The organism is Prevotella falsenii DSM 22864 = JCM 15124 (assembly GCF_000613945.1).
Lineage (GTDB): Bacteria > Bacteroidota > Bacteroidia > Bacteroidales > Bacteroidaceae > Prevotella > Prevotella falsenii.
On sequence record NZ_BAJY01000068.1, the window covers coordinates 1 to 2,679 of the forward strand.

Sequence of the window (2,679 nt, forward strand, 5' to 3'; positions counted from 1 at the left end):
CTATTATTTCAAAAAAGCGGCAAACAGCATTATGGCAAGAAGGACAGGTATACCGGCATGGTATGACTATCCCATTTCAAATGCCAAGGTTGAAGGAATAAATAATAAAATTAAAGTAATAAAGAGAAAAGCGTATGGATATAGAGATGAGAGATACTTTGAACTTATTCTACTTGGACTCTATGATGAAACCAACGCAATTATGCGATGAACCGCAAAACAGCCGCTTTTACCGTGCAAAACCTACGGTTTTGGAATGCAAAACAATAGGTTTTGTAATGTGCTGATGCAGAGAAAGTTATGCAAAGACTATGCTTGCGAAAAATATTTACGTTTTTATTGCCTTATTTTCGTTCTTTTCTCGTTCCTCGAAAGTGTGTTTTCTCGCCATGGCAATGCTTAAATAAATGGTTCATCAGACAAATGCCGTGATATTTCTTCCCGTTCTTCATAAAAGAAGCTGAAATTATCTATCTTTGTGTGACCAAACAACAAATGATATGATAAACTCCAGCTTCCTATTCTTTTCGTTTGGCATTGAAGGTTTCCAATGCAACTCTTATAGTTACAAAGATAGTAAAATAGTGTTGAACATTCAAAAGAGAAGCGATAAAATGTGCTGTTCTCTGTGCCGAAGTAAGCATATTGTCCGCAACGGTCATGTTTGGCGTGATTTCAAGAGCGTTCCTATCGGTCATACTCCTGTATTACTTCATACCAAGATTTACAGGATAAAATGCAAGGCCTGCGGGTGCGACCTTCAGGAGAATATACACTTTGCCTATGGCAAGCGTACTTACACCGCCCGCTTAGAGAATCTTGTAATGGATTTGCTAAAGATAGCCACTATCAAATCCGTCGCCGAATATCTTCATCTCACATGGGACACGGTAAAGATATCCACAAGCGCCGACTAAAGTACCGCTATGGCAATCCGAACATCCGAGATGTGAAGAACATTGGTATTGATGAGTTTGCCGTCGGCAAGGGGCATGTGTATAAGACCATTGTCGTAGACCCGGATACGGGACGCATCATATACGTTGGAGATGGCAAGGGGACCGATGCCTTGAAGCGGTTCCGGTTGAAGGTCGAACACTATGGTGTCGTCATAGAACATGTTGCCACAGACCTGTCCGGGGCTTTTATTGCATCCGTCATGGAGAATGCACCGGTCGCCGTGCATGTGTTCGACCATTTTCACATTGTCAAACTAATGAATGACGCGATAGACAAGTTGCGTGCGAAAATTTACCATGAGGAGAGAGACATAAACAAGCGGAAGGTAATCAAAGGCCTGCGCCGGCTGCTGCTCTGTAATGGAGAGGACATTTATGACAACAAGCATAGGGAGCGACCGGACAACGCATTGAACATGAACAGACCATTGGCTCAGGCCTATTACCTCAAGGAAAGCATGAGGGAGATATGGGGACAGGCGGACAAGGCTACGGCAAGCATCGTTATTGATGACCGGATAAAACAGGCTCATAGTACAAAAGTGCCCATTATACAAAAGGTTGCCAATACAATTGCCATGTACAGGTATGGCATCCTTGCGTGGTATGACTGCCACATATCTACGGCTAAAGTGGAAGGCATTAACAACAAGATAAAGGTTCTCAAGAGAAATGCATATGGATTTAGAGACGAAGAGTATTTTAAGCTCAGACTATATGCGCTACACGAAAGAAACATCACGGCATTTGTCTGATGAACCAATAAAAAAGGTCTTAATCCTTGTTGTGTTGGAAGATGCTCACAAAGATACGCCCAATGCCGGGAGGAGTGGAATAACATGGTCTTAATCCTTGTTGTGTTGGAAGATGCTCACAAAGTCAGTGGTAGCGGCGATACTCTTTCGCTTTCTTGTCTTAATCCTTGTTGTGTTGGAAGATGCTCACAAAGAATTTAAAAATTATTTTATGGAACTTATAGAGTCTTAATCCTTGTTGTGTTGGAAGATGCTCACAAAGTATGAGAACTTCAAAGATACAACTCGGCGTAAAGTCTTAATCCTTGTTGTGTTGGAAGATGCTCACAAAGTTTAAAAATAAAAATTATGAGAACTTCAAAGATACAAGTCTTAATCCTTGTTGTGTTGGAAGATGCTCACAAAGAATTTGTATTGGGTCGTACTCTGCAACAGTGGCGTGTCTTAATCCTTGTTGTGTTGGAAGATGCTCACAAAGCACAGAGGACATAAACGAAGGTATCCGCCTTCAAAAGTCTTAATCCTTGTTGTGTTGGAAGATGCTCACAAAGAAGAGTTACTTATCGTATTACCAAAAGTCGGTAAATAGTCTTAATCCTTGTTGTGTTGGAAGATGCTCACAAAGTTAAAAATGGCAAATTGGGCAAGTACAAGCTACCGTATTGTCTTAATCCTTGTTGTGTTGGAAGATGCTCACAAAGTTTTAAATTATAAATTATGGAAATTTTTCAAGAAAATGTAGGTCTTAATCCTTGTTGTGTTGGAAGATGCTCACAAAGACCAATATGGAGCATATAAGAATGGAATACTGTTTGTCTTAATCCTTGTTGTGTTGGAAGATGCTCACAAAGATCTAAAGGTTGGCGTTATGGTAAATTCTTCCGGGCTAAAGTCTTAATCCTTGTTGTGTTGGAAGATGCTCACAAAGCGAAGGTATCCGCCTTCAAAATTATGTAACCAATTGT

The 2,679-nt window shown here is 40.6% G+C and carries 3 protein-coding genes and 1 CRISPR repeat array; all 3 genes read left to right on the forward strand.

The window, feature by feature from the left end; all coding sequences use genetic code 11:
• On the forward strand, positions 1–211 hold a 211-nt coding region (locus JCM15124_RS16085), incomplete at its 5' end, for an ISL3 family transposase (protein ID WP_024999656.1).
• 403 nt (positions 212–614) lie between these two features.
• Positions 615–917: a helix-turn-helix domain-containing protein gene (locus tag JCM15124_RS17205; protein WP_373277544.1), complete on the forward strand. Its 303-nt coding sequence runs from the start codon at positions 615–617 to the stop codon at positions 915–917.
• Positions 881–1,714, forward strand: a complete 834-nt coding sequence (locus JCM15124_RS14455) for an ISL3 family transposase (RefSeq protein ID WP_232220194.1) — start codon at positions 881–883, stop codon at positions 1,712–1,714. Before JCM15124_RS17205 ends, JCM15124_RS14455 begins: the two co-directional genes overlap by 37 nt.
• A 16-nt stretch (positions 1,715–1,730) precedes the next feature.
• Positions 1,731–2,642: direct repeats of the CRISPR family, unit length 37 nt; unit sequence GTCTTAATCCTTGTTGTGTTGGAAGATGCTCACAAAG.
• Positions 2,643–2,679: the final 37 nt, after the last annotated feature.